The sequence below is a fragment of the Bradyrhizobium sp. CB1717 genome (genome assembly GCF_029714325.1).
In the GTDB taxonomy this organism is placed as follows: domain Bacteria; phylum Pseudomonadota; class Alphaproteobacteria; order Rhizobiales; family Xanthobacteraceae; genus Bradyrhizobium.
The window spans coordinates 1,559,783-1,585,585 of sequence record NZ_CP121666.1 but is presented as its reverse complement, the minus strand read 5'-3'; the positions used below and the strand labels follow the sequence as shown (position 1 = coordinate 1,585,585).

28 protein-coding genes are annotated in these 25,803 nt (G+C 66.1%); 11 read left to right on the top strand and 17 right to left on the bottom strand.

The annotated features are described in order from the left end of the window. Positions 1-158 precede the first annotated feature (158 nt). The 4 genes from purD to QA649_RS07490 all read right to left on the bottom strand — a co-directional run bounded on the left by purD (position 159) and on the right by QA649_RS07490 (position 3,470). The gene (purD, locus tag QA649_RS07505) at positions 159-1,442 is read right to left on the bottom strand and encodes a phosphoribosylamine--glycine ligase (protein WP_283023621.1); all 1,284 of its coding nucleotides are present in this window, start codon (positions 1,440-1,442) and stop codon (positions 159-161) included. A gap of 167 nt (positions 1,443-1,609) precedes the next feature. After that, entirely contained in the window at positions 1,610-1,909 is a 300-nt protein-coding gene (locus QA649_RS07500; RefSeq protein ID WP_283023620.1) for a transcriptional regulator, read from the bottom strand. Between the two features lie 2 nt (positions 1,910-1,911). Next, positions 1,912-2,463: a hypothetical protein gene (locus tag QA649_RS07495; RefSeq protein WP_283023619.1), complete on the bottom strand. Its 552-nt coding sequence runs from the start codon at positions 2,461-2,463 to the stop codon at positions 1,912-1,914. Then, positions 2,460-3,470, bottom strand: a complete 1,011-nt coding sequence (locus QA649_RS07490) for an alpha/beta fold hydrolase (protein WP_283023618.1) — start codon at positions 3,468-3,470, stop codon at positions 2,460-2,462. The genes QA649_RS07495 and QA649_RS07490 overlap by 4 nt, the downstream gene beginning before the upstream one ends. Before the next feature lie 137 nt (positions 3,471-3,607). Here QA649_RS07490 and xseA point away from each other — a divergent pair, with 137 nt between their 5' ends. After that, positions 3,608-5,230, top strand: coding sequence for an exodeoxyribonuclease VII large subunit (gene xseA, locus QA649_RS07485; RefSeq protein WP_283025986.1), 1,623 nt, complete (start codon positions 3,608-3,610; stop codon positions 5,228-5,230). Between the two features lie 288 nt (positions 5,231-5,518). Here xseA and QA649_RS07480 read toward each other — a convergent pair whose 3' ends face one another. Together QA649_RS07480 and QA649_RS07475 are read right to left on the bottom strand one after the other, a co-directional pair. Beyond that, positions 5,519-5,668, bottom strand: coding sequence for a hypothetical protein (locus QA649_RS07480; protein ID WP_211407658.1), 150 nt, complete (start codon positions 5,666-5,668; stop codon positions 5,519-5,521). A gap of 276 nt (positions 5,669-5,944) precedes the next feature. Then, complete coding sequence (locus tag QA649_RS07475; RefSeq protein ID WP_283023617.1) at positions 5,945-6,775, bottom strand: dienelactone hydrolase family protein; 831 nt, start codon at positions 6,773-6,775, stop codon at positions 5,945-5,947. Between the two features lie 167 nt (positions 6,776-6,942). Here QA649_RS07475 and QA649_RS07470 point away from each other — a divergent pair, with 167 nt between their 5' ends. After that, on the top strand, positions 6,943-7,164 hold the full coding sequence (locus tag QA649_RS07470; protein ID WP_018648404.1) for a DUF2093 domain-containing protein: 222 nt from the start codon (positions 6,943-6,945) through the stop codon (positions 7,162-7,164). Between the two features lie 109 nt (positions 7,165-7,273). On the opposite strand, the gene QA649_RS07465 is transcribed toward QA649_RS07470, so the two are convergent. Further along, complete coding sequence (locus QA649_RS07465) at positions 7,274-7,573, bottom strand: hypothetical protein (RefSeq protein ID WP_283025985.1); 300 nt, start codon at positions 7,571-7,573, stop codon at positions 7,274-7,276. A gap of 524 nt (positions 7,574-8,097) precedes the next feature. Here QA649_RS07465 and QA649_RS07460 point away from each other — a divergent pair. Beyond that, a complete protein-coding gene (locus tag QA649_RS07460) occupies positions 8,098-8,292 on the top strand; it encodes a hypothetical protein (protein WP_283023616.1) in 195 nt (64 codons plus the stop codon). A 241-nt stretch (positions 8,293-8,533) separates the two neighbouring features. On the opposite strand, the gene lpxK is transcribed toward QA649_RS07460, so the two are convergent. From lpxK to QA649_RS07430, 6 genes are read right to left on the bottom strand one after another with little or no spacing between them, the layout of a single operon-like run. After that, positions 8,534-9,550, bottom strand: coding sequence for a tetraacyldisaccharide 4'-kinase (gene lpxK, locus QA649_RS07455; protein WP_283023615.1), 1,017 nt, complete (start codon positions 9,548-9,550; stop codon positions 8,534-8,536). Further along, the gene (locus QA649_RS07450) at positions 9,543-10,889 is read right to left on the bottom strand and encodes a 3-deoxy-D-manno-octulosonic acid transferase (protein ID WP_283023614.1); all 1,347 of its coding nucleotides are present in this window, start codon (positions 10,887-10,889) and stop codon (positions 9,543-9,545) included. Before QA649_RS07450 ends, lpxK begins: the two co-directional genes overlap by 8 nt. Next, entirely contained in the window at positions 10,852-11,565 is a 714-nt protein-coding gene (locus QA649_RS07445; protein WP_283023613.1) for a lysophospholipid acyltransferase family protein, read from the bottom strand. The genes QA649_RS07450 and QA649_RS07445 overlap by 38 nt, the downstream gene beginning before the upstream one ends. Continuing rightward, positions 11,562-11,804 (bottom strand): DUF4170 domain-containing protein, encoded by a 243-nt coding sequence (locus QA649_RS07440; protein WP_018648410.1) that lies wholly within the window; start codon positions 11,802-11,804, stop codon positions 11,562-11,564. The genes QA649_RS07445 and QA649_RS07440 overlap by 4 nt, the downstream gene beginning before the upstream one ends. A gap of 60 nt (positions 11,805-11,864) precedes the next feature. Beyond that, complete coding sequence (locus QA649_RS07435; RefSeq protein WP_283023612.1) at positions 11,865-12,683, bottom strand: 3'(2'),5'-bisphosphate nucleotidase CysQ; 819 nt, start codon at positions 12,681-12,683, stop codon at positions 11,865-11,867. After that, positions 12,670-14,073 (bottom strand): TldD/PmbA family protein, encoded by a 1,404-nt coding sequence (locus QA649_RS07430; RefSeq protein ID WP_283023611.1) that lies wholly within the window; start codon positions 14,071-14,073, stop codon positions 12,670-12,672. Before QA649_RS07430 ends, QA649_RS07435 begins: the two co-directional genes overlap by 14 nt. Before the next feature lie 274 nt (positions 14,074-14,347). Here QA649_RS07430 and QA649_RS07425 point away from each other — a divergent pair, with 274 nt between their 5' ends. Next, positions 14,348-14,866 carry a DUF6101 family protein gene (locus QA649_RS07425; RefSeq protein ID WP_283023610.1) on the top strand — a complete coding sequence of 173 codons (519 nt, stop codon included), beginning with the start codon at positions 14,348-14,350 and terminating at the stop codon, positions 14,864-14,866. A gap of 114 nt (positions 14,867-14,980) precedes the next feature. Here QA649_RS07425 and ubiA read toward each other — a convergent pair whose 3' ends face one another. Then, on the bottom strand, positions 14,981-15,913 hold the full coding sequence (ubiA, locus tag QA649_RS07420; protein ID WP_283023609.1) for a 4-hydroxybenzoate octaprenyltransferase: 933 nt from the start codon (positions 15,911-15,913) through the stop codon (positions 14,981-14,983). Continuing rightward, a complete protein-coding gene (locus QA649_RS07415; protein WP_283023608.1) occupies positions 15,910-16,569 on the bottom strand; it encodes a hypothetical protein in 660 nt (219 codons plus the stop codon). The genes ubiA and QA649_RS07415 overlap by 4 nt, the downstream gene beginning before the upstream one ends. 211 nt (positions 16,570-16,780) lie before the next feature. Between QA649_RS07415 and QA649_RS07410 the strand changes: the two genes are divergently transcribed. From QA649_RS07410 to QA649_RS07385, 6 genes are all read left to right on the top strand, one after another. Next, complete coding sequence (locus QA649_RS07410; protein ID WP_283023607.1) at positions 16,781-17,536, top strand: 16S rRNA (uracil(1498)-N(3))-methyltransferase; 756 nt, start codon at positions 16,781-16,783, stop codon at positions 17,534-17,536. A 131-nt stretch (positions 17,537-17,667) separates the two neighbouring features. Continuing rightward, on the top strand, positions 17,668-18,819 hold the full coding sequence (locus tag QA649_RS07405; protein WP_283023606.1) for an ATP phosphoribosyltransferase regulatory subunit: 1,152 nt from the start codon (positions 17,668-17,670) through the stop codon (positions 18,817-18,819). A gap of 3 nt (positions 18,820-18,822) precedes the next feature. After that, positions 18,823-19,800, top strand: coding sequence for an ATP phosphoribosyltransferase (hisG, locus tag QA649_RS07400; protein WP_283023605.1), 978 nt, complete (start codon positions 18,823-18,825; stop codon positions 19,798-19,800). Between the two features lie 99 nt (positions 19,801-19,899). After that, positions 19,900-20,976, top strand: coding sequence for a glycosyltransferase family 2 protein (locus tag QA649_RS07395; RefSeq protein ID WP_283023604.1), 1,077 nt, complete (start codon positions 19,900-19,902; stop codon positions 20,974-20,976). Further along, the gene (locus tag QA649_RS07390; protein WP_283023603.1) at positions 20,973-21,818 is read left to right on the top strand and encodes a ChbG/HpnK family deacetylase; all 846 of its coding nucleotides are present in this window, start codon (positions 20,973-20,975) and stop codon (positions 21,816-21,818) included. The genes QA649_RS07395 and QA649_RS07390 overlap by 4 nt, the downstream gene beginning before the upstream one ends. Positions 21,819-21,965: 147 nt before the next feature. Next, positions 21,966-22,802 carry a DUF2076 domain-containing protein gene (locus QA649_RS07385; protein WP_283023602.1) on the top strand — a complete coding sequence of 279 codons (837 nt, stop codon included), beginning with the start codon at positions 21,966-21,968 and terminating at the stop codon, positions 22,800-22,802. A 242-nt stretch (positions 22,803-23,044) separates the two neighbouring features. Here the strand turns inward: QA649_RS07385 and QA649_RS07380 are convergent, their stop codons facing one another. Beyond that, positions 23,045-23,860, bottom strand: coding sequence for a L,D-transpeptidase (locus QA649_RS07380; protein ID WP_283023601.1), 816 nt, complete (start codon positions 23,858-23,860; stop codon positions 23,045-23,047). Positions 23,861-24,176: 316 nt separating this feature from the next. On the opposite strand from QA649_RS07380, the gene QA649_RS07375 reads away from it, so the two are divergent. Next, a complete protein-coding gene (locus QA649_RS07375; protein ID WP_283023600.1) occupies positions 24,177-24,962 on the top strand; it encodes a protein phosphatase CheZ in 786 nt (261 codons plus the stop codon). 157 nt (positions 24,963-25,119) lie between these two features. On the opposite strand, the gene QA649_RS07370 is transcribed toward QA649_RS07375, so the two are convergent. Next, complete coding sequence (locus QA649_RS07370) at positions 25,120-25,641, bottom strand: hypothetical protein (protein WP_026312898.1); 522 nt, start codon at positions 25,639-25,641, stop codon at positions 25,120-25,122. Between the last annotated feature and the right edge of the window lie 162 nt (positions 25,642-25,803).

The following is a 25,803-nucleotide window of genomic DNA, read 5'->3' as shown; positions in this document are numbered from 1 at the left end:
GCACAGTAGCACGGCGTCATCGGCCGGATGGCTAACCCCAACAGCCGACTACGTATTTCTGGAATGTCGATGTGGCGGCGCGGTGGCGCAAATGTCGAGATTCCGGATCGGCGCGTTGCGCGCGCCGTCCGGAATGACGAGCTAATTCCAGTGACGAGCTAACCCCTCGCCTTCTCCGCCTCCACCGCCTGCCAGCCGATGTCGCGGCGGCAGAAGCCGTCCGGCCAGTTGATGCGGTCGACGGCCTGGTAGGCGCGCGCCTGCGCCTCGGTCACGGTCTTGCCCAGCGCGCAGACATTCAGCACGCGGCCACCATTGGCGAGGATCGCGCCGTCCTTGGCCACGGTGCCGGCGTGGAAGATCTCGACGGTATCGACCCTGGCGGCGTCATCGAGCCCCTCGATGCGAGTCCCTTTTTGATAGTCGCCGGGATAGCCCTTCGCCGCCATCACCACGGTGAGCGCGGATTCCGGATGCCAGCGCAGGTCGAAATGCTTCAACTCCCCGTCGCAGGCGGCGATGAACGCCGGCACGATGTCCGACATCATGCGCAGCATCAGCACCTGGCACTCGGGGTCGCCGAAACGCACGTTGAACTCGAACAGCTTTGGGCCCTGCGTCGTCAGCATGATCCCGGCGTAGAGGATGCCGCGGAACGGCGTGCCGCGCTGCTTCATGCCGGCGACCGTCGGCAGGATGATCCTGGCCATGATCGCGTCGTGGATCGCGGGTGTCACCAGCGGCGTCGGCGAATAGGCACCCATGCCGCCGGTGTTCGGGCCGACGTCGTGGTCGAACACGCGCTTGTGGTCCTGCGCGGACGCCAGCGGGATCGCCGTCTCGCCGTCGCACAGCGCGAAGAAGCTGATCTCGCGGCCCGGCAGAAATTCCTCGATCACGACTTCAGTGCCGGCCTCGCCGAAGGCGCCCTCGAACATCATGGCGATGGCGTCCTCCGCCTCGCGCACGGTCTTGGCGACGACAACGCCCTTGCCGGCGGCCAGGCCGTCGGCCTTCACGACGATCGGCGCGCCCTGGCTCTGGACATAGGCGCTCGCATCCTTGGCATTGGTGAAGCGCTTGTAGGCGCCGGTCGGAATGCCGAATTCGGTGCACAGCGCCTTGGTGAACCCCTTGGAGCTTTCGAGCTGGGCGGGGATCTTGCTTGGCCCGAATGCCTTGATGCCGGCAGCAGTGAGGTCATCGACGATGCCGGCGGCCAGCGGCGTTTCCGGGCCGACCACCACGAGCTCGACCGCATTCGTCTTGCAGAAGTCGATCACGGCCGCATGGTCGGCGACGTCGAGCGCCACGCACTCAGCCTCGCGCGCGATGCCGGCATTGCCGGGCGCGCACCAGAATTTGGTCACCAGGGGGGAGGCCGCGATCTTCCACGCCAGGGCATGTTCGCGGCCGCCGGAACCGAGCAGGAGAATGTGCATCGAAGGCTCAGAAATGAGGGGTTTGCTGGGGCCGGAGGTCGCACGAATCGCGACGGGTCTCAAGGGGGCTGAGCCGATCACCCCCGTCATTCCGGGGGCAGCGAAGCGCCGCTGGTCTTACCCTCCCCTGGAGGGGGAGGGTAAGAGTTCGTGCCAGCTTCGGACGATCAGGCCTGCTTCCCCGCAATGATCTCCTGCAACGTCGCAACATGCCGCGCGAAGGCGCCGCGGCCGGTTGCTGTGGCGGTGACGGTAGTTTGCGGCTTCTTGCCGACGAAGGCCTTCTCCACCGAAACGTAGCCGGCCTTGGCGAGCGTCTCGATATGGGCGCCGAGATTGCCGTCGGTGGCGCCAGTCAGCTTCTTCAGGCGGGCGAATTCCAGCCCGACCTCCGCAGGCAGCGCGTTGAGCGCGGCCATGATCTTCAGCCGCAGCGGCTGGTGGATAATGTCATCGAGCTCGGCCATCTCTAGCTCCGCCGCATCCAGAGGCCGCCGACGAACAATCCGCCGCCGTTGACGACCGCCATCCACAGCAGGAACGGCATGCCGGGAATGTAAACATATCCGATCAGCGTCAGCGCGATGATCGCGGCGCCGATCACGATGAAGGCGGTGCCGAACCACACACCCGCCAACATGTAGAACAGCATGATGTAGACCGGCCAGAATGTCGTCTGCTGGCGCGGCGTGAATTGGCCGAACACGCAGCAGAAGATGCCGAACGCAACGATGAACAGGAACGTCAGCAGATAGCGGCGATCGAAGGTGCGGATGCGGGATTGCGCATAATTGTAGGCGCTGATGGCGAAGAGCCCGGCGGTCGCGAGGACGTAGACGCCGATCCAGAAATAAAGTCCATAGCGCGGCCAGAGCCAGGCGGAGATGTTGCCGACGAAGACGAGCACGCCCCACATCAACATGATGAGACCGGAGAGCCGGTAGATTAGCGATTGCCGCACGCGGCGGACGGTATCGTCGATGTCAGCCAGTGCATCCGTGGCCTGCTTGCTGTCGATCATGACTGCCCGCTCCCCCGAGTTGCCACGTCCTCGGCGATCGCGGAAACCGCCTTCGGGTTGGTGACCATGCCCATGTGGTTGATGCCGTCGATCACCTTGACGTCCACCGACGGCTTCACCGCCTGCACGGCCTCCGCATATTTGCCCGAGATCATCATCTCGTCCTCGGCGCCGCCGAAGATCGTCATCGGATGCGTCACGCCCTGCAGATCGAGGCGATAGCCGCGCGTCGCAAAATTGCGCATCAGGCGATCGGAATAGGTCGGCACCAGGATCCGCTCGGAATTCGCAGGCACGGCGAATGCCAGCACCGGCAACTGCGAGCAGCAGTCGATGCCGAGCTTGCGCAGCGCGGCGAGGCCGAGAAGGCGTGGAATGTCGGGATTGGCCCAGCCGCCGGAATTGGGCCTGTTGGTCGGCGCGTCGTAGCCGAGATAGGGCGCGATCAGCACGGTGCGAACGAACAGGTCCTGCATGATCGGCGTCGCGGCCACCCGCAGCGAGAAGCCGGCGCCGGCTGAATGACCGATCAGGGTCAGCGGCAGATCGGGCGCGCTCTTGCGGACATGCGCGACGAAGTCGACCAGATCGTCCTCGAGCTGGCCGACATAGCCGATATCTCCGCGGGTGCCCGAGGCGCCGTGACCGCGCATGTCGAGGGCCCAGGTCTCGACGCCGCGCGCGGCGAGCGCCGCCGTCAGCGCGTGGTTGACGGTAGCAGACGAGGCCGAGGAGCCATGGATGAAGATGGCGGCGCGGTCCGTGGCCGTCCCCTTCGGCGCGTAATGGCGGAAGCCGAGCCAGGTACCGTCGCGGGCCTGGAATCGCTCGAGCGACGGAAGGGTGGACCAGTCGATGCCCTTGACCGAGTCCGAGACGGAGCGCATCTCGGCGGGCCGCTGCAGCGGCGTCGCGATCAGGGCCGTCAGCAGCAGCGCCACGGCGCCGACCGCGCACAGACCCCATTTCAGCAAGCTCAGAGCACCTCGCAGCAACTGCATCGCCATGGCCAACCCCCACCGAACTCACCGTCAATAGAGAACTCTATAATACAGAGTACTCTTCCAATCAATCCCGAGATTGGCGCCGCGCCGCGAAAATCCTTAACGTCAGGTCTGACCCCAAAATGCCGAATCGTTTGCCGATGCCGCCTGCGGAACAACTTCACAACGCACCCGAATTCACCGTCTCCGAGCTCTCGCAGTCCCTGAAGCGGACCGTCGAGGACACCTATGGCCATGTCCGGGTCCGCGGCGAGATCTCAGGTTTCCGTGGCGCCCATTCCTCCGGCCATTGCTATTTCGCGCTCAAGGACGAGAGCGCCAAGATCGAGGCGGTGATCTGGAAGGGCGTGCACGGCCGCATGCGCTTCAAGCCCCAGGAGGGGCTGGAGGTGATCGCCACCGGCAAGCTGACGACCTATCCGGGCTCCTCGAAATACCAGATCGTGATCGAGGCGCTGGAGCCCGCCGGCATCGGCGCGCTGATGGCGCTGATGGAGGAGCGCAAGAAGAAGCTCGCCGCCGAGGGCCTGTTCGACGAAGCGCGCAAGCAGCTGCTGCCCTGGCTGCCTGAGGTGATCGGCGTCGTGACCTCGCCGACCGGCGCGGTGATCCGCGACATCCTGCACCGGCTGGAGGATCGCTTCCCCCGCCACGTGCTGGTGTGGCCGGTCAAGGTGCAGGGCGAAGGCTCGGCCGAGCAGGTCGCGGCCGCGATCCGCGGCTTCAACGCGCTGCCTGAAGGGGGCAAGATTCCACGGCCCGACGTGCTGATCGTCGCGCGCGGCGGCGGCTCGCTGGAGGATCTCTGGTCGTTCAACGAGGAGATCGTGGTGCGCGCGGCGGCCGAAAGCATGATCCCGCTGATCTCGGCGGTGGGGCACGAGACCGACATCACGCTGATCGATTTCGTCGCCGACAAGCGCGCGCCGACGCCGACGGCGGCGGCCGAGATGGCCGTGCCGGTGCGCAGCGAATTGTTCGTCGAGGTCGCCGATCTCGGCCGCCGTACCCGCGCCTATTGGCAGCGCGCCCATGAGAGCCGCCGCAGCGAATTGCGTGCTGCCGCGCGGGCGCTGCCGGCGGCCGGCGATCTGCTCGCCATCCCCCGGCAGCGGCTGGATTCGGCGGGCGCGTCGCTGCCCCGCTGCCTCAAGGCCAACACGCATGCGCATTTCCGCAGGTTTACCGCAGCAAGTTCAAAACTGACGCTGCGCGTGCTGCACGGCCAGATCTCGCAGGCCGATCACCGCCTCACCGTCTGCGGCGAGCGGCTCGGCCTGTCCGCGCGATCGCTGCTGCGGCAACGTCGCGACCGCTTCGCAGGCCTGGAGGTGCGCCTGCGCGCCTCAAAGCTTTCGAATGCGCAGGCGCAGCGCAACGCGATTGCCCGCCAGCGCGAGCGCACGCATCGCCTCGCCGAACGCGCCGGCCGCGCGCTCCTCACGCTGCTGCAGCGGCTGGAGGCCCGCGTCGAGAACAGCGGCAAGCTGCTCTCCGCCCTGTCCTACCGCAGCGTACTCGCGCGCGGCTTTGCCCTGGTGCGCGATGAAGCCGGCCATCCCGTGCATGCGGCCGAGGCGATCGGCCCCGGCGCACGCGTCGAGATCGAGTTCGCGGACGGCCGTGTCGGCGCGACCGCGGATGCGGATCGGCCGACGCCCGCGGCAAAGCGCGCGCCGTCGCAACCGAAGCCGGCCACGCAGGAGACAAAGCCCGCGCCGAAGCGCGTGGCGAAACCGGTCGATCAGGGCAGCTTGTTCTGAGGCGCGACCAGCGAGCGCTCTATCCCCGTCATTGCGAGGTGCCCTTGCGACGAAGCAATCCAGAATCTCTCTGCGGATAGATGGATTGCTTCGCTGCGCTCGCAATGACGTGCGGAAGCAGCGCGCAACCCACTCAGCTCCGTCATCCTGAGGTGCGAGGCTTGCGATGCAAACGCATCGCAAGGTGAGCCTCGAAGGATGTACGGCCGGGATGCAGCCGGGCCGTCGCCCTTCGAGGCTCGCCGAAGAGGCGAGCACCTCAGGGTGACGGGACTGGCAGGGTAAGCTTCAGCGGCAGGACAATCCCGCGTCGATCGTGGTCCAGAAGCCGCAATGTTCCGGCGCGAGCATGGGTGCGCCGGCGTGGGCCTCGTACAGGAAGATCGCGACGGTGAAGACGATCAGGGCGGAGGCGAAGAGCGTGATGCGGTTGCGCATGTGAGATGCGTTTAATCGACATCGTGGTCGAATGATGGCACGGCCACGTACTGAAACCGCGGCCATGCGCGATCCGTAGATTCACAGTCGGCCATTTTCCGTGCAGGGCGGTGGTCGATGCGGGGCTGTCCGTGTGATGTTGTTCCCCGGGCGGCCCCGCTTGGCTGGGAGCCGTAGCCCGGATGGAGCGCAGCGTAATCCGGGGTCGCGCCAATCACTGCGACCTTCCCGGATTTCGCTTCGCTCCATCCGGGCTACGACACTACGAAACCTTCATCACCGCGCCAGCCATTGTGCGACTTCCTTCTGCGACTCCGCGCGCGCCTCGGCATCCGTGCCGAGATGGCCGTGCTCGGGCGCGGCGGCGTCGCTGCTGCCGCTGGCCGCGTGCAGCGGCGTGTTGGCGCGGTCGAAATCGTGATAGGCGCCGGGATAGACCACGATGCGCGCGAGCGCGCTGCGGCCATGCGCGCCGTCCACCATCTGGCGGCAGGCCGGCGGCGACGACACGTCGTCATTGCCGCCGATCAGCAGCAGCGTCGGCACGCGCGCGCTCCAGCCCAAACCCGCCGAGATCCGGCAATCCGGATAGAACGCGATCGCGGCGCGGAAATCGGGTCCCTGATCGCGCGACGTGCTCTGCGGGCGCACGGCCCAGAGCAGCGCGCTGGCGCCGTTGGCCCAGCCCATCAGGCTGATGCGGTCGCGCGCGACCCAGGCCTGCTTCATCAGCCAGGAGCGCGAGGCCGCGATGTCGGCGACACGCTCGCGCCGCGCCTTGACGTGACTCTCCTTGACGCGACACTGCGGCCCAAGCTCGCGCGAGCCGTAGCTGTCCGGCAGCAGCACGGCATTGCCGTCCCTGAGCAGGCGCTCGGCCCAGTCGCGATAGCGCGGCAGCACGGGATCGGAATGGCCGCCGAGGCCGCCGCAGCCATGCAGCGCGATCACGGTCGGAAACGGCCCCTCACCCTCGGGCTTGTAGAGCTGCGCATGCAGGATTCCCGAGGCGAGCGGAATCTCGACCTGATGCGGCGCGGGTGCCGACGCCGCGTGTGCGGCCGGTATCAGGAGCATCAGGAACAGAGCGGTCAGTCGAAGGCGCATCGGACTCTGCGGTAAGAGGTGCCGCACTGCCTCAAGCACTATCACGCGGAAACGGCGGCAAAACATCACAAACCGGTGGGTTTAACGGGCGGACAAGCCACCCTATCTATGCTACATCCCGTCCAACACATCGTGCCCTTACGGGCCTTCCACGGAGACTTTCGACCGTGCTGAACAAGTTCGGCTCTTCCGGCCATGGCGAAGCGCAGGTGCAATATCTCGACGGCGATTTCCGCGTGATCTCGCCGGGGACCTTCGTGCGCTGCGCCATCACCGACACGCGGATCCCGCTCGACGAATTGAAGTACTGGAGCGTCGATCTGCAGGAAGCCTACGCCACGCCCGCCGCGGTATTGCAGCGGCATTTTCCCGGCGCGCTGAAAGCGTGATCCCGTAGGGTGGGCAAAGGCGCGCAGCGCCGTGCCCACCATCTCGCCCTGATCGCGAGCAGCATGCTGGGCACGCGTTGCTTTGCCCACCCTACGGCATCGCGCCTGTTCATTGCTCCGTGGCATCTCCGCCTACGCACGTCTTGATAAAACTCTTCCTGGGCTCACCGACGACCTTCTGATCGATCGCCTGCTTCAGGCAATCGACCCGCGCCTGCGCCATGCACAGCTGCATCTGGTCGCGCTTGTCCTGTCCCTTCAGGTTTTGCGTCGAGCCGAGACAGGTGACGCGCTTGGCCGCAGGAACCGGCACGGTGGTCGGAGCGGCAGACGGCGTCGTTTGTGCAAACACGGGCGCAACAATCAGACACACAAGGCCGGCGGCGACGGCGAAGGACGGCAGTTTCATCGAACTCTCCTGATCGTCCGAGATCGATAGGGGTTTTGCGATGAATGAGGCGTGAATGGCGAACTGCCGCAGGGTGGGTTCGCAGACTGCCGTAGGGTGGGCAAAGCGCAAGCGTGCCCACCGCTTCGATTATCGACTGAGGCAGCATTGTTGGTGGGCACGCTGCGCTTTGCCCACCCTACGGGACTGCCGACCTGCACGCCTCACCGCGACATGATCCTCATCGTGGCGATCCGCGTTGCATCGAATCGTGCTTGCACTCCGAGGTAAGTCATTTCGCTTTGTGGTTGGATTTTTCGTCTCCGGCCGGCGTCTTTAAGTTGTTTGACGAAGTCTTGCTGAAACAAAGTGCTGCTAATCTTCGTGCTAGGTAATTAGCCCTGTACATTTTTATCGCACAGACAATCAGGTCAACCAAACGGCCGTTGAGCTTTGGAATTGGCGCAGTCTGTGAACGGGCTCATATCGAAGAGCCATCTGACGGGCGACTGATCACCTCGTATCTGTAAATTCAAAGTCAATCGATGGGGGTGATCATGCCCATCATACTGGACTTGCTCTATCGCGAATATTGCCGCGCCCGCCTCGCCGAAATGCGCAAGCAGCTTCTGATCGCAGCCGAACGCTTTGAAGCACTCGAAGCGGACTATCTTCTCTCGGATCGGAGCGACGACGAGAAAGCGGCACACCGCAGGACCGGCCACGGCGCGCCGAATTGAAGCGGCCAAGACCGGCAATCTCTCCCGCGTGGCAGTGACCAAGCAATTGGCAACAGTTTGGGAGCCAGCGATGAATACACCCGAATGCTATACCGTCATGGTGACCTGCGTCTCGTGCCTGACCATCGTCGGAATGATGCTCGTTGGGGCTTGGTGAGCATGACTGGCTGCTGAAGCGGGTAGCTTTAGCGAGTGCGGAACGCAGTTGGTGGGCACGCTTGGCTTTGCCCACCCTACGAGATCAGCGTCTGGAGAAGCGCCGCTCGCGCGCCTTGTAGAGATGGTCGCTGATCAGGTGGCGCAGCTTGGCCGGGTCGTCGAATTCGAGCTGGACCGCGAACGGCACGATGCCGACGAGCACGCCTTCGCTGCCATGCAGGCGCGCAAGATCCTTTTCCGTCGTCACCAGCGTCAACTGCTCGCGCTGTGCTTCCGCCGCGAGCGCGGCGAGCTCCTCCCGCGAGAACATGTGATGATCATCGAAGCGGCGCGTGCGCGCGACCTCGATGCCGCTGGCCTGCAACGTGCGGAAGAAGCGCGCGGGATCGCCGATACCGGCGAAGGCGAAAACGCGCTTGCCGAGGAGCTGCGCGAGCGAGGCCGCATCCGGCTTCAACCGCGCGCGCAGCTCGGGCTTGTTGCGCTTGGCAAGCTCGGCGGCGACATCGTTGGCGGCGCGGCCGTCGCCGATCAGCACCAGCGCATCGGTGCGCGCGAGCTGCGCCTGCAGCGGCGCACGCAGGGGACCGGCGGGAAACACCGCGCCGTTGCCGAGGCCACGCTCGCTGTCGATCACGATCAGCGAGGCATCCTTCAAAAGACTCGGGTTCTGGAAACCGTCGTCCATCAGGATCACGGTCGCGCCTCGCGACTTCGCCAGCGCCACACCATCGAGGCGGTCGCGCGCGACGGCAACGGGAACGTCGCGCGCCATCATCAAGGGCTCGTCGCCGACGTCGGCCGCGGTGTGGCGCGCGCGGTCGACCATGACAGGGCCCTTCAGGCGCCCGCCATAGCCGCGGCTCAGCACCACCGGCGTCTCGCCGAGCTCACCCAAGAGCTTGGTCAGCGCCAGCACGGTCGGCGTCTTGCCGGCGCCGCCAACATGATAATTGCCGACGCAGATCACGGGGATGCCGGCGTCGAAGCCCTCGCGCAGCATGCGCCGTTCGGTGATCGCGCCGTAGAGCGCACCGAGCGGCCAAAGCGCGTGCGATTGAAGGGAACGTGGCCGGTACCAGAAGGCCGGCTCACGCATTGGCGGCTCCCATCTCGATCCGCAATTGCAGCAGATAGGGCTCGAGCGCGGTCATGGTGCGGTTGAGCGCGCCGCCGAGTTGCTCGACGACGCCGGCACCTGCCTGCTGCATCTTGTCGCGCAACGTGGGATCGGCCAGCAGCTGGCCGAGCTGCTTGACCAGCGCTTCCGGCGTGTCGGCCTGGCGCGCGCCGCCGCTCGCATCGAGCGCCTCGTAGACGTCGGTGAAGTTGAAGACGTGCGGGCCGTGGACGATGGCGGCCCCTAACTTGATCGCCTCGATCGGGTTCTGCCCGCCGTGGCGGATCAACGATCCGCCCATGAACACGATGGGCGAGAGGCGATAGAACAGGCCGAGCTCGCCCATGGTGTCGGCGACGTAGACGTCGGTCGCGGCCGTCGGCAGCTCCTCGCGCGAGCGCAAGGCGGGCTTGAGGCCCGACGCCGTGACGAGACCTGCAATCGAGGAGCCGCGATCGGGATGCCGCGGCACGATCACGGTCAGAAGCTGCGGAAAGAAGCCGACCAGGCTGCGGTGCGCCGCGACCAGCATCTCGTCCTCGCCCGGATGGGTCGAGGCGGCGACGATGATCGGCCGCCCGCGCGTCATCGCCATCAGCCGTTCGAGCTTGGTGGGATCGGCCGGCGGCGCCGGCACGTCGAGCTTGAGATTGCCCGTGGTGACGACGTCGCGGCTGCCGAGCGTGGAGAAGCGCTCCGCATCGGTCCTGGACTGCGCGAGACAAATATCGAACCGCGACAGCAGCGCCGAGATGGTGCCGTGCATGCGGCGCCAGCGCGGGAAGGAGCGCGGCGACATCCGCCCGTTGATCAGCACCATCGGCACCCGCCGTGCGGCGCCCGCCAGGATCAAATTCGGCCACAGATCGGATTCGATGAACAGCGCCAGCGACGGCTTCCAATGGTCGAGGAAGCGCGCGACATAGCGCGGGGAATCATACGGCACGTATTGATGGATGACGTCGGGCGGAAAGCGTTTTGCGACGACCGCCGCCGAGGTGACCGTGCCCGAGGTGAGCAGGATGCGCAGATTGAGATCGCGCAGGCGCTCGATCAGGGCGGCGGCGGCCAGCACCTCGCCGACGCTGGCGCCGTGGATCCAGACCAGCGGGCCGTGCGGCCGGACGTCGCGGGACAGGCCGCGCCGCTCGCCAACCCGCGCGGGGTCCTCCTTGCCCTGCTTCAAGCGCCGCTTGATCAGTGCAGGCGCGAGCGGCACGAGGCCCGAGGCCAGGCGCCGATACATCCGCAGCGTGATGGGCAGCGCAATGGGCAGCGATTTAGGCATCTTCCGGTCCCGGGCGGCCGAGCTGCGCATAGGCGCGCCGGGTCGCCTCGTTCAGCGTCTCTTCCAACTCCTGCCGCAGCGCTTCCATCATCGCGGCGTCGGCATCTGCGGGAACGTGGATTTCCTTGATGCCGACCAATGCGCCCCGCCCGAATGGCAAATTGATGGTGGTGCGGTCCCAGTTCTTGAGCCGGATGAAGCGGCTGGTCGCCATCGCGAAAGGCATGATCGGCCGTCCCGATTCCCGTGCCAGCATGATGATGCCGAGCCCGGCCACGCGGGAGCGCTTGGGGACATCGGCGGTCAGCGCGACATTACAACCGTCCTGGAGCGTCCGCACCATTTCCTTAAAGGCGCCGACCCCGCCCTTGCGGTGGAAGGCGCCGCCGTGATCGCCGGAACCACGGATGGTGCCGATGCCGAGCCGCTCGGCGGCGATGGCATTGAACTCGCCGTCGCGATGCCGGGAGATCAGGACCCTGGCCTTGTACCAGTCCTTGTTCTTGATGAAGGGGGTGAGGAAGTGCTGGCCGTGCCAGAAGGCGAAGATCGCCGGGATCTGCGGCTCGACGATGTCATAGACGTCGGGCGGATCGAACGTGAACTTGTTGGTCCGCCAGACAAAGCGCAGATATTCGGCCGCCAGGACCCCGACGGCACGCTGAACGAAGCTGCTTCGCAGCGTATTGCGAAGCAGTTTTTTCAACGCGCCGGTTCTTGATTGGGGTCGAGCAGCCGGTGGAGATGGACGATGAAATAGCGCATCTGCGCATTGTCGACCGTGCTCTGGGCCTTGGCCCGCCAGGCGGCGTGGGCCGTCGCATAGTTCGGATAGAGGCCGACGATCTCGACGTCGTCCAGGTTCTTGAAGGTGTTGTGCTCGAGATCGACGAGCTCTCCGCCGATGACGAGATGAAGCAGTTGCTGCGGGGCACTATCTGGCATGGGTTCTCTTTCTAACGGACTGCCCGGCAAAGCAGTGGTCGACAGGCGCGCGAAAGCGCTTCAGGGCAAGGGACGGTTTCGAAAATGCGCGACAATGCTCGCATGACGATCGCGTCCCGCTGCCACCAGCACCCCGTGCGCCACTTCCCGGCGGTTATAGAGGATGGGATCTCCGGAGAGGTCGCTCATCCTACCATCCGCTTCCTGCACGATCAAATCGGCCGCCGCAAGGTCCCAATCATGGCTGTTGCCGCCCGCAAAAGCCGCATCCAGCGCGCCATGGGCGACCCGGCAGAGCCGGAGCGCAAGCGAGCCGATTCGCGGGTGCAGCTTGATGTCACCGAGTGACGGCTTCAGACGCTCGACCAGGGGTTTTGGCCCGGCGACACGCGAGAAGTCGAGCTCGGAGCCGGACGTCGCCTGCACGGCTTTGCCGTTGAGCGTCGTACCTTGCCCCCGGACCGCGAAGAAGAACTCGTCGCTGGCCGGCGCGAACACCGCGGCGAGAACGGGCGTGGCGTCCTCGACCAGCGCGACGCTGACGCACCATTCGTCATGGCCGCCCAGATAATTGCGCGTGCCGTCGATGGGATCGACCACCCATGTCAGCCGGCGCGACAGCCGGGTGGCGTCGTCGGCGCTTTCCTCGGAGAGCCAGCCGTAATCCGGGGTCGCGGCGCGCAGGCGCGCCTCGAGCAAATCGTTGACGGCGATGTCGGCTTCCGAGACCGGCGAGGACGCGCCCTTGATCCACTTCTTCAGCTCGGTACGGAACATCGACTGCGCGAGCGCACCCGCCTCCCGCACCGTGTCTTTCAGCAGCGCCGCATCGCGGGTCAGGATGGTCGCGTCGAGCGAGTTCGCGTCAGCGTCCGCCAAGCGTCAAACCCTCGATGCGCACCGTCGGCGCATTGATACCGTAGCGGAATTCGAGATTGTTCGCCGGCTGCATCGACTTGAAGATCTCGAACAGATGGCCGGCGATCGTGACCTCGCTGACGGGATAGGTGATCTCGCCGTTCTCGATCCAGAAGCCGGAGGCGCCGCGGCTGTAATCGCCGGTGACGCCGTTGACGCCGGAGCCGATCAGGTCGGTGACGTAAAAGCCCTGCTTGATATCGGCGATCAATTCGGTCGGGCTCGGCGTGCCGGCTTCGAGGTGCAGATTGTACGGCCCCGGCGAGGGCGAGGACGAGACGCCGCGATGCGCGTGACCGGTGGTGGCCAGCCCAAGCTCGCGCGCGGTGGCGCAGTCGAGCAGCCAGGTCGTCAGCACGCCTTCGTCGACGAGGGCGGTCTTCTTCACCGCGACGCCTTCGGCATCGAAAGTCTGCGAGCGCAGGCCGCGCTTGCGCAGGGGATCGTCGATGATGCGGATGTTCTTGGCGAACAGCTGCTGGCCGAGCTTGTCCTTCAGGAAGCTGGTCTTGCGCGCGATCGAGGCGCCGTTGATGGCGCCGACGACGTGGCCGACCAGCGAGCCCGCAACGCGCGGATCGAACACCACGGGCACCTTGCAGGTCTCGACCTTGCGCGGATTGTAGCGCGCCACCGTGCGCTCGCCGGCGGAGCGGCCGACGGTTTCCGGCGACAGCAAATCGGCGCCGTGCGGCGCGGAGGTGAAATCGTAGTCGCGCTCCATGCCGGTGCCTTCGCCGACAATCGCGGTGGCCGAGATGCCCTGGCTCGAGCGCAGATAAGAGCCGTGGAAGCCGGTCGAGGTGACGAGCACCATGCCGCCCATGCCGGCGGAGGCCGAGGCGCCGCCGGATTTTGTGACTCCCTTCACGGCGAGTGCGGCAGCTTCAGCGGCGAGCGCACGGCGCTCGAGCTCGCTGGTTGCGGGCACATCGGGATCGAGCAGATCGAGATCGGGGAAGTCGCGCGCGAGCAGCGCGGGATCGGCGAGGCCGACATATTTGTCGTCGGGCGCAACCTTCGCCATCGCCACCGCGCGTTCGGCGAGCTTGGTCACGGCATCGCCGCTGACGTCGTTGGTCGAGACCACCGCCTGACGCTGGCCAACCAGCACGCGCAGGCCGACATCGTCGCCCTCGGACCGCTCGGATTCCTCGACACGGCCGTCGCGCACCTCGACCCCATGCGAGACGCCGCGCACCGCGACCGCATCGGCCGCATCGGCGCCTGCGCGTTTGGCCGCCTCCACCAGCCGCTGTGCGAGATCGGACAGCGCGGACTGATCGAACAGGTCGCGATTGGCCTTGGAAGAATCCTGGGGCGAAAGCGTCGAGCTTGGTGAAGGGTTCACAAACGAAATCCTGTTGGGGCGGGGTTCGGGCTCGGAACGACCGAACCCACCAGATGTGCCCAAATGGTGCGGACTTCAAGCATTTTCGCCCCCCAAAAAGCTCAGATTCGCTTTTCCGGCGCAACGTCTCGTCAATCATGCGCGCCAAGGTCTTGTCAATCATGAGCAGCAGGTGACGTCGGGTTAACCAGCCTTTTTAAGCGGTTTCGGAAACGGCCGCGCTAAGGTCCTCGCATCGACCGGGAACATAATCCCGGCGGGGAGAACGAAAGCCGTGAGGCGTCAAACATCAACATGCGGGGTCGCTCCCGCCGGGTCGAGCCGCAGCTTGCGGCTCGACCCCCTTTCCCTTCCGGTCCGCTTCGACGCGCATGATCCGCGCGCCGACGGATATACGAGGCAAATCGAGCTTCATCGCGAGCGTGTCGTGCTGCGCCGTGCCGTCCGCGGCATGCAGATGGCGATCAACGTCCGGGTCAGCGATTTCACCGGCGTCGCGCTGCGCGGCAATGACGAGGCGCAGGCGCTCGTCCTCGTCCATCGCGACCCCTCGCTCTCCGTTCCGCTGCTGGTCGGCGCCGAAGCCAATGAACTTACCGAGGCCTGGGCGATCTGGAGCGAGATCTTCGCGCTTCCGCAGCTCGACGAAGGCGCGCGCAAGCCTGCAGCCCGCCGCCGCCGCGCCAACGCGATCCGCGCCCGCCGTCCGAAATTCCTGATGCGCCGGCGCACCGGCATGGTGCGCGAGCTTGCCGTTCATCGTGACGAACGCGAGATCATCGCGAGGAATTGAGCGGCAATCACGGTGCCGTAGGGTGGGCAAAGCGAAGCGTGCCCACCTCTTCCGTCGAAATCCGAGAAAGATCGTGGGCACGGCGCAAGTGCGCCTTTGCCCACCCTACGAGACCTACGAAGCCCGCATCACCGCGTCCGCGAGCAATCCCGCAAGCAGCAGCAAGCCCGCATGCTTGTTCGACTTGAACAGGCGCAGGCAGAGCGCGCCATCGGCGATGTTCAGCCGCACGATCTGCCAGACCAGATGCAGGGCAAAAGCCGCAAGACCGAGCCAGGCCGGCCAGCGCACATCGCCTGAGGCCAGCGCGACGCCGATCAGCACCACTGCAAGTCCATAAAACAGGATCAGGGCCTGATGCGTATGCGCGCCGAACAGACGCGCAGTGGACTTGACGCCGATCAGCGCGTCGTCCTCGGCATCCTGATGCGCATAGATGGTGTCATAGCCGATCACCCAGGCGATCGACCCGGCGTAAAGCACCAGGGCGGTGAGGTCGAGGCGTCCGAAGGTGACGGCAAAGCCCATCAGCGCGCCCCAGGAGAAGGCAAGTCCGAGGAAGACCTGCGGCCACCAGGTGATGCGCTTCATGAAAGGATAGACGGCGACGACCGCGAGCGAGGCGATGCCGGTCGCGACGGCAAAGCGGTTGAACTGGAGCAGCACGACGAGACCGACCAGCGCCTGCGCGACCAGGAAGGCCAGCGCCTGCTTCACGGTGATCTGCCCCGCGGGCAACGGCCGCGAGCGGGTGCGCTCGACCCTGGCGTCGAGGTCGCGGTCGGTGATGTCGTTCCAGGCGCAGCCCGCCCCGCGCATCACGAAGGCGCCGATGAAGAACAGGACGATGGTGAGCGGCAGGCGGCTGACGTCGTGCGCGATGCCGGCGGCGAGCGCCGCGGACCACCAGCATGGCATCAGGAGAAGCCAGGAGCCGATCGGACGATCGAAGCGGGACAATCGCAAATACGGCTGCGCCCATTGCGGCGCGAGCGTATCGACCCAGTTGCCGGTGGAGTCGGCAACGCGGGCGGATGTGTCGCTCATCGGGTCAGGACGTTGCCGTTGAGCGTATCGAAGGTGCTGCCGCCCTTCTTGCCGGCATTGGCCTCGGGCGCCGAGCCCGAGCCCAGCACCTCGCTCAGCGATGGGCCGGCCGGACCGCGCGGCTGGTTCTGCATCTGCTGCGCGACGTTGCAGACCTTGGTCTGCATGGCCTCGGTGTTCTTGTGGCCGTCCTTCATCTGCGCGCCGACGTTCGGCGGGATTCCGCATTTGGCGGCGTTGGTCTCGATGTACTTGATCATCTTCGTTTCAGCTTGGCTGAAATTGCGGATCAGCTTGCAGGCCTCGTCCGGCGGCGCATGACGGTCGCTCGCGGCCTTGATCGCCTTGCCGCGCTTCTCCGCCTCCTCGCGCAGGGGAACGAAGGCCTTCATGCAGTCCTCACCCGGCGCTTGCGTCGGCGGGGCCGCACTGAAAGCGCCAGCGCCGCCGACCGGCGCTGCGCCGTTCACCGGAAACGAGGATTGCGGCGCCGTGCCGACGGAGGCGGTCGGGGCCGAGCCGTTCACGGGCGGAAACGCCGAGCTGCTCGCGGCCTGGTTCGGCAGCGGCGCAGGGAAGGCGCTTTGCGCATAGGCGCCCGCGGCACCCATGGTGACCATGGCGGCAGTGATCGGAACCATCAGATGACGGATCATCAAGGCAGTCTCTCCGGCAGGAGCTTACGGGGTTCGGCGTCTTCCCGATTGAAGCGCAACCAGCGTGCTCGCGTTTTTACGATTCCCGCCGGCGCTTAACAACCCGTCGAATAGGGCAAGAGCGCGGCGCGGGGACGCACCGATTCGGCGATATTTACCCCCAAAACTACTGGTTTCGGTTAAGAACGGCCCCAAATTGGACCTTTGAACGATGCCATCCCACGATTTTCGCGCTCCCCGTCTGTTCATCGACGCCCCCCTCGCCCAGGACGCCAGGGTCCCGCTCGACCGCGACCAGAGCAATTATCTCGGCAATGTGCTGCGGCTGGCGGCCGGGGCCGAGGTTTTGGCGTTCAACGGCCGTGACGGCGAGTGGCAGGCCGCGATCGAAGGCCGCAAGCGGCCGGACGGCCTCGTCATCCTCCAGCAGACCCGGCCCCAGGACGCCCTGGCCGACCTCACCTACGTCTTCGCCCCGCTCAAGCATGCCCGGCTCGACTATATGGTCCAGAAGGCCATCGAGATGGGCGCCGCCAGCCTGCAACCGGTCCTGACCAAGTATACCCAGGCCTCCCGGGTCAACACCGAGCGGATGCGCGCCAATGTGGTCGAGGCGGCGGAGCAATGCGGGATCCTCAGCATCGCCACCGTGAGCGAGCCGGTGCCGCTGGAGCGGTACCTCAGCCAGCGCCCTGCCGACAGGCTGCTCATCTTTTGCGATGAGGCGGCAGACATCCAAAATCCCATTCAGAGCCTGCAAGGCGCGCGCGAGGCCGGACAAGGTATCGACGTGCTGATCGGCCCCGAAGGCGGTTTTGCCGAGGAAGAGCGGGCGCTGCTGCTGCGGCAGCCCAGCATCCTGCGGCTGGCGCTCGGCCCCCGCATCATGCGGGCCGACACCGCCGCCGTCGCCGCGCTGGCGCTGGTGCAGGCGGTGCTGGGCGATTGGGGCGGCAAGACCGCCTGATCCCGACGCATTGCCCGCCCGTTAAGCGATTGATCCTTTGGAGGTCGAAACCGCTGTCGGGCCATGCTAAGGGCTGCGCCAATTCGCCTCCCCTGCTCTGCCCGGTTCCACCGGGACGATGGACCCCTGAGATGACCGCGACTGCCACCTCAAATGCTGCCGGCTCCGCCGCCTGGGCGGATACGCTGCTCTTGTCGTTCGCGCAGGCCGGCTATGTCAGGGCCGAGCCCGCCATCCTGCAGCCGGCCGAGCCGTTCCTGGACCTCTCCGGCGAGGACATCCGCAAGAGCCTGTACCTGACGAGCGACCTCTCCGGCGAGGAGCTCTGCCTGCGCCCGGACCTGACCATTCCGGTGGCCCGGGATTACCTCGCTTCTGGCCGGGCCGGCCAGCCGGCCGGGTTCAGCTATCTCGGGCCGGTGTTCCGTTACCGCAGCGGCCAGGCCAGCGAATTCCTGCAGGCCGGCATCGAATCGTTCGGCCGTCAGGATCGCGCCGCGGCCGACGCCGAGATGCTGGCGCTGGCGCTGGAGGCGACGGCCGCCTTCGGCGTCCGCGACGTCGAGATCCGCACCGGCGACGTCGCGCTGTTCAACGCGCTGCTCGACGCGCTCAATCTCTATCCGGTCTGGCGCCGCCGCCTGGTCAAGGATTTCAACCGCAAGATCAGCCTGGAGCAGGATCTGGAGCGGCTGGCAGCCGCGGCCACTGCGACGCGCAGCGAATATGAGGGCGTGCTGGCGGCGCTTGCCGGCTCCGACCGCAAGGCGGCGCTCGCCTTCGTCACCGATCTGATGTCGATCGCCGGCACGACCAATGTCGGCGGCCGCACCACGGCCGAGATCGCCGACCGCTTCCTCGAGCAATCGACACTGAAGGGCGGCGCGCTGCCGCGCGAGGCCATCACCGTGCTCAAGCGCTTCCTGTCGATCGCGGGCAATCCCGACGACGCCGTCGCCCAGCTGCGCGCGCTGACGACTGACGCGAAGCTCGATCTTGCTGCGGCGATCGACCAGTTCGAGAGCCGCGTCGGCTTCATGGCCGCGCGCGGCATCGACGTGAAGCAGACGCGCTTTTCGACCGCGTTCGGACGCGGGCTCGACTATTACACAGGCTTTGAATTCGAGCTGCATCACAGCGGCAACGGCGCCGAGCCGCTGGTCGCCGGCGGCCGCTATGACGGGCTGATGACCCAGCTCGGCTCGACAGAGCCGATCCCTGCCGTCGGCTTCTCGGTCTGGGTGGACGCGCTGAACCGGATCGGCCGCAAGGTGGGAGCTTAAGTCATGAGCGCGCCATTCGTCCTGGCCGTTCCCTCCAAGGGCCGCCTGCAGGAAAACACTGAAGCCTTCTTCGCCCGTGCGGGCCTCAAGCTGTCGAAGGCCGGCGGCGCGCGCGACTATCGCGGCACCATCGCAGGGCTGGACAATGTCGAGGTCGCCTATCTCTCGGCGAGCGAGATCGCATCGCAGCTGTCGCGCGGCTTCGCCCATCTCGGCGTCACCGGCGAGGATCTGGTGCACGAGAACATCGCCGACGCCGACAACCGCGTCTCGCTGATCGAGGGGCTCGGCTTCGGCTATGCCGACGTCGTGGTCGCGGTGCCGCAGGCCTGGATCGACGTCCGCACCATGGCCGACCTCGACGACGTCACCACCGGCTTCCGCGAGCAGCATCACATGCGGATGCGGGTGGCGACCAAGTTCGTCAATCTCACCCGCGCCTTCTTCCAGAGCCACGGCATCACCGATTACCGCATTGTCGAGAGCGCGGGCGCAACCGAAGGCGCGCCGGCGGCCGGCAGCGCCGAGCTGATCGTCGACATCACCACCACGGGCGCGACGCTGGCCGCCAACGGCCTGCGGGTGCTCGACGACGGGGTGATCCTGCGCAGCCAGGCCAATCTGGTCGCCTCCAGGGAGGCCGACTGGTCGCCGCAGGCGCGCGAGACCGCGCGCGTCATCCTCGATCACATCGCAGCAAGGGCGCGCGCCAACAAATACCGCGAGGTCCGCACCCGCTTCCGGCAGTGCGATGCCGCCCTGCTCGGCGAAGCCCACAGCCGGTTCGGCGTCGAGGCCCCGTTCGGCGGGCCGACCTCGTCGGGCATGCTGACGCTGCACTGCCCCCCGGGGCAGCTCTATGCGCTGGCGAGCTTCCTGCGCGAGCATGGCGCCGAGACCGTCTCGGTGGTCTCGCTCGACTATGTGTTCGACCGTGAGAACCCGCTGTTCGCCAGGCTCGAGGCGTTCCTGCGGCGGTGAGCCCAAACTTTGCTGAGCAGCTTCGTTCAGCGTAGCGACAGCAAACGGCGGCTACCATATGCTGCTCTGATGACCTTAACGCCTCTGGAACCCTAATCGATGACGCTGGGCTCTGACGTTTCCGCCCTGACGACCACCGCGGCCAACTCCGCCGCGAAGGGACTCTCGATTGTCGTCCCCGTCTACAACGAGGCGGCGGGCCTCGCCGCCCTGCACCAGCGCATCTGCGAGCTCGCACGGACCTTGCGGGAGCGCTATCGCCTCGCTTGCGAGGTCGTCTATGTCGACGACGGCAGCGCGGACGCGACGCTGTCGATCGCCCATTCGCTGCCGGCTGACGCGATCAGCGTCCAGGTGGTGTCGCTGTCGCGCAATTTCGGCAAGGAGGCGGCGCTGATGGCCGGCCTCGACCATGCCCGGCTCGGCGCCGTGATGTTCATGGACGGCGACGGCCAGCATCCGCCGGCCCTGGTCGAGCAGCTGGTGCGGCACTGGATCGATGACGGCTATGACGTCGTCTATACCGCCAAGGCGCATCGCGACAACGAGACCTTCCTGCGCCGCCTCGCCGTGCACGGCTTCTACGCGCTGATCAATTGGGGCGCGCGCCAGAAGATCCCCGAGGACGCCGGCGATTTCCGCCTGCTGTCGCCGCGCGCCGTCGCAGCGCTCAAGCAGTTGCCGGAGCGCAACCGCTTCTTCAAGGGCCTCGCCAGCTGGATCGGCTTCCGCCAGATCCGCGTCGACTACGAGCCGGCGCCGCGCGCCCATGGCGTCACCACCTTCAACGCCGCACGATTGCTCGGTCTGTCGATCGAGGGCCTGACCTCGTTCTCGGTGGCGCCGTTACGTTTCGCCAGCCTGCTCGGCGTGGTGCTCGCGGGCGGCGCCTTCCTGTTCGGCCTGTCGATCCTCTGGGAGGTCTGGACCACCGGCAAGCAGGTGCCCGGCTATCCCTCGCTCGTGGTCGGCCTGATGACGATCGGCGGCGTGCAGCTCATCATGATCGGCATCGTCGGCGAATATATCGGCAAGATCCTCTCCGAGCTGAAGGCGCGCCCGATCTACTTCGTCGCCGAGCACAGCGAGAAGCATTTCGAGGCCGACAGGGCCCAGGAAGCTTCAAGCCAGGACGCTTCAAGCCAGGACGCCTCGAGCAGGACGGCGGCCGAATGAGCAGCGCCGCGAGCCCGCGGCGAATCTGGCTCTGCGCCGACGATTACGGCATCAGCCCGGGGGTCAACCGCGCCATCCGCGACCTGATCGAACGCGGCCGCCTCAACGCGACCTCGGTGATGATGGTCGGAGCTGCGATCGAACGCAGCGAGGCCGAGGCGCTGCAGGCTTCAGCGAAAACAAGCTCGCGCTGCGCGATCGGCTTGCATGTCACGCTGTCGGCGCCGTTCCGACCGCTCACAATGCATTTCCGTCCCCTCGATGGCGACATGTTCATGCCGTTTCCAAAGCTGCTGCGCGCCGGCCTTGCGCGGCGGCTCGACCGCGAATTCTTTCGCAATGAGGTGAAGGCGCAGCTCGCGGCCTTCATGGACGCCTTCGGCCGCACGCCTGATTTCGTCGACGGCCATCAGCACGTGCAGCTCTATCCGCAGGTGCGCGACGGCTTTGTCGATGCGGTCGCCGAGGTTGCGCCACAGGCCTGGGTGCGCCAGGGCGGCCGCAACCTGCCGCTGGCGCAGCGGCTGGCCTCGCCCAAAGCCATGGTGCTCGACATCCTCAGCGCGCAATTCCGCCACCGCGCCGGCCGCGCCGGCCTCAGCTTCAATCCCGGCTTCGCCGGCGCCTATGATTTCACGCGCGCGGCCGATTTCGGCGCGTTGATGCGGCAGTTTCTGGAAGGCCTGCCCGACGGCGGCCTCGTGATGTGCCACCCCGGCTTCGTCGACGACGTCCTCACCAGCCTCGATCCGATGACCGACGTCCGCGAGCGCGAGCATGCCTATCTCAAGGGCGATGCCTTCGCCCGCCTGCTGGCCGACAGCAACGTGACACTGGCATGAAACCGGCGAAAAGCGGCCCAGGGGCAGCTTAGGGGCAGCGAAGAGGCAGCTTGTCGCATACCGAAATTTAATCCGGCCGGCACTGTTGGGGCCATAATGGAACCCTACATCTTCTGCGCGCTTGGTTTTGCGCGAAGGAGACAGATCATGACGCCGCAGGAACGCCAGCTCGTCGACGACCTTTTCGACCGGCTTTCAAAGCTGGAAAATGCACCGCGCGATCCCGACGCGACCGCCGCGATCTCCGACGGGCTGCGCAAAGCGCCCGGCGCGGTCTACGCACTGGTGCAGACCACGCTGCTGCAGGACGAAGCGCTGAAGCGCGCCCATAACCGCATCCAGGAGCTGGAAGCGGCCCAAGCGCCCGAGCAGACGCAGTCCGGCGGCTTCCTCGACACCATGCGCGACACGCTGTTCGGCGGCAGCCCGTCGCGTGGCTCGGTTCCGAACGTGCCGCCGCGTGAGCAGCGCCCGGTCTGGAACACCGGTCAGGCGATGCAGCAGTCCCAGCCGGGCTATGGTGCGCCGCCTCCCTATGGACAGGCTTACGGGCAAGGCCCGGGTCAGGGCCAAGCCCCCGGTTATGGCGCCCCGCCGGCCGGCGGTGGCGGCGGCTCGTTCCTCGGCACGGCGGCGGCAGCCGCGGCCGGCGTGGTCGGCGGCTCGCTGCTGCTCTCGAGCATCCGCGGCATGATGGGCGGCTCGCACCAGCAGGCTTTCGGCGACAGCAACGCACTCGGCGACCGCAGCGCTGGCGGAAGCCCTTGGGGCGGCAGTGACCAGTCCGGCGGCTCGCTCGCGCGCGATGCCGGCCTCAACGACATCGGATCGAACCGCGACTCCCGTCAGGGCTTCGTCGACCAGGCCTCGAACGATCGCGACAACAACGACCAGAACTACGACGACGATCACGACGACAACGTGGACATGGCCGACGACAGCGATTTCGGCGGCGACGACGACGGCGGCAGCGATTACGCGTGAGGCTGCTCGATAGCTTCGCAACCAAAAACGGCCGCCCGGAAGGCGGCCGTTTTCATTTTCCAACTCTTGCTCAGAACCTCTTCCCTTCTCCCCTTGCGGGAGAAGGTGGCGCGAAGCGCCGGATGAGGGGTTCTCTCCACTCGCAAGACCGTTCGTGAGGATAGAGACCCCTCACCCGGCTTCGCTTCGCGAAGCCACCTCTCCCGTAAGTAAGGGGGAGAGGGTCAGCAGCGAGCGCTTGGCTACATCACCACGACCTTGGTGCCGACATTGACGCGGCCGTAGAGGTCGATGACGTCTTCGTTGCGCATGCGGATGCAGCCGGAGGAGACGTTGGTGCCGATGGTCCAGGGCTCGTTGGAGCCGTGGATGCGGTAGAGTGTGGAGCCGAGATACATCGCGCGGGCGCCGAGCGGATTTTCCGGGCCACCTTCCATGTGCCTGGGCAGATCGGGCCGGCGCGCGATCATTTCCGCCGGCGGGGTCCAGTCCGGCCATTCGCGCTTGGCCGTGATCGACTTCACGCCGGACCAGGTGAAGCCGGGACGCCCGACGCCAATGCCGTAGCGCATCGCGCGGCCGTTGCCCTCGACGAGATAGAGAAACTTGTTCGGCGTATCGACCACGATCGTGCCGGCGCTTTCATTGCCGCTATAGTCAACAAGCTGTTTCTCGAACTTCGGATCGAACGGGCGCTGCCGCGGGTCGATCGCCTCCTGCTGCAGACCTGCACCTTGCTGATATCCACCCTGCATCTGCGGCTCGCCCATCGGCGGCAGGCGGCGCTGGTCGTAATAGCCCGGCTGCTGCTGATACACCGGCCGCTCGGGCGCATAGGCCGGACCGCGGCCCGGACCATCGCCGAACAGGAACTCGATGAAGCCGCCGCCCATGTTTGCATTGGAGGCGACGCGCACCGGCGCCGGCGGCACGCGCGGCTGATAGAGCACCGCGGGCGGATCGTTCGGCACTGTGTTGTCGAAGGCGCTGGCACCGCTGGTGCCGGCAATGAAGGAGCAAGCGCTGCCGAGCAGCGCGACAGACATTTTCTTGAACATCGACGTACTCTGTACTGTTTCGTCTAGATCACATGCGTCGTGCAGGTCTGGTGGCTGATCCGCGCCCGCGACGTGGTCAATAAAAAGCAAAAGCCGTTTTGTTTGGTAAACGTATCGGGCGTTTCGATTCACCACGTCGCGAGCGGACCTGCAATTTGGCGATCAGCGTTTATTTTCGATGAACGCCGCGCGAGCATGGTTAATCGCTTCTTTGCGCGCCGTCGCGCGCGGCCGCAATGACAGTTCCGGCTGTGAACTTCGTGTTAAATCGCTTCTGCCTACAAAGACGCGTGAGTGAGGTGGGGGGAGTGTCCTGATGGCTGTTCACCGCAAGCGTTTTCGTGTCGAGGATATCGCCGGTGGCGAGATGCCCATTCTAGATGTAACTGAAGAGGCAGGGCCGATGCACAGCGAGATCATGGCCGAGCTGCGCGCGATCCGCGCCCAGATGGCGAAGGGCATCACGGCTGCCCCGCTGACCGGCAGCGCCGCGATGGCGGCGATCGACGCGTCGACGGCGCATGAGCTGTCCGAGGCGCGCACCATGCTCGAGACCTACCGGGCGCAGATCGAGCAGTGCGAGAAGCTGAAGGTCGAGCTCGACCTCATTCACGACGCCATCGACCGCACCAAGCGCGAGATCGCGACCCTGCATGGCAAGAGCTTCGACGGCGGCGAGATGGCCAAGGTCAATGGCGAGCTCGGCGCGGTGGTCGGCGGCACCGAGCAGGCGACCCAGCAGATCCTCGAAGCGGCCGAGTCGATCGACCAGGCCGCCAGCGCGATGTCCAAGGTGGACTCGGCCGATCAGCAGAAGCGGCTCGCCGACGACATCCAGGAGCGCGTCATCTCGATTTTCGAAGCCTGCAACTTCCAGGACCTGACCGGCCAGCGCATCAGCAAGGTCATGACCACGATGAAGTTCATCGAGCAGCACATCAATGCGATGATGGAGATCTGGGGCGGCGTCGACGCGATCAAGGCCCATGTGCCGGCGCCCGTCGACCAGCGCAGCGAGGACGAGAAGCTCCTCAACGGCCCCAAGCTCGCCGGCGACGTCGGCCACGCCTCCCAGGACGACATCGACGCGCTGTTCGACTGAGCGCGCGAGACAGGAAAAAGCAAAACGCCGGCGCAAGCCGGCGTTTTTGTTTTTGGATCTGTCTCACACCGTCATTCCGGGGCACGGGAAGCGTGAACCCGGAATCTCGAGATTCCGGGTTCGGTCCTGCGGACCGCCCCGGAATGACGGGGAAAAATCACGCCCTTGGCGCGCAGCGGACGTAGACCATGTTGCCGTAGCGGGTGGCGGCGTCCTTGTCGATGAAGCGGGTGATCAGGACGCGACCATCGAAGGAAACGATCTCACGGTCCTGATCGCCGGGGGTGGGACCGGCCGGGCCAATATAGTTCTTGCCGCTGGGCGAGCCCTTCAGGCGCAGCTCCTGCGGCGTCGCCTGGTCGGCCAGATGCATGATCACGCCACCGGAGGAGCCGGCGGTGATCACGTAAGGATTCTTGCACTGGGACCGAGCCGCGGCCTCGGTGCGGGCGCGGTCGGCCGGGTTCTGGAACGAGGCGAGGCCCCAGCGGCCGACGATCTCGTCGGCGCGGATGGTCGCCGGCATTTCCGGACCGGTGCCGGGCTCCGCCTCGGGCGGCGGCGACGACGACGAGAAGGACGGCAGGCTCATGCCGCCGCCGCAGGCGCCGAGCAGCAGCGCCAGGCAAGAGGCAGCCGCCAGGTTGGCGACCGTGCGCGCGTGAGCTGAACTGATCATGGCATTCCCCCGAACAAGACCATGGCCGCACCCCTCCCGCAGCCAAGCGCAAAACCGCTGCCGGAGCAATGACGTCCTTTGACACGCCGGCGCCCCGAACAAATTTCCAATGCCACCATCCTATATCCGCCTCACCAATCGCTTAACCACCTTTGCTTGACA